The following is a 388-nucleotide window of genomic DNA, read 5'->3' as shown; positions in this document are numbered from 1 at the left end:
CATCGGAATGACTGTTCTCATTCCCGGTTTACCCGTAGTCATCCGCTATGCGGCTGATTATGGGCAAACCAGAAAAGAGAAGTTCCAAACGTGGGCGGGATTGCAATGGTCATCATCCGGAGCTTCGGCATTGCCGAAACAACCTCCTTCTTCCGTATTGCAGCCCCGTCCTTTTACCGTTTGTCCCGGCAGTCCGTTGCTAACCCGTTCCCCCCTGCCACTTGTGGCAGGGAGATAGGAATACGGTTTTGCTTGCAAAACCGTATGGCTTGTTTTACTTTCCGTACTGCCCTTTTCCTAGTTTTCTGCCTCCCTTAATGTGCGTTTTTCATAGCCCCATCTGAGACCCTTTGTTTTTGAACGGCAAATTTATTTCGGTGGATGGATA

General features: G+C 49.5%; 1 protein-coding gene. It reads right to left on the bottom strand.

Translation table 11 applies throughout. The annotated features are described in order from the left end of the window. Nucleotides 1–57: 57 nt before the first annotated feature. Entirely contained in the window at nt 58–258 is a 201-nt protein-coding gene (locus DW096_RS19735) for a hypothetical protein (protein ID WP_118036830.1), read from the bottom strand. Nucleotides 259–388: the final 130 nt, after the last annotated feature.

It is taken from the genome of Bacteroides sp. AM07-18 (assembly GCF_003602695.1).
GTDB classification, from domain to species: domain Bacteria; phylum Bacteroidota; class Bacteroidia; order Bacteroidales; family Bacteroidaceae; genus Bacteroides; species Bacteroides uniformis.
The sequence above is the reverse complement of the archived record's forward strand: the minus strand, read 5'-3'. Positions and strand labels throughout refer to the sequence as shown.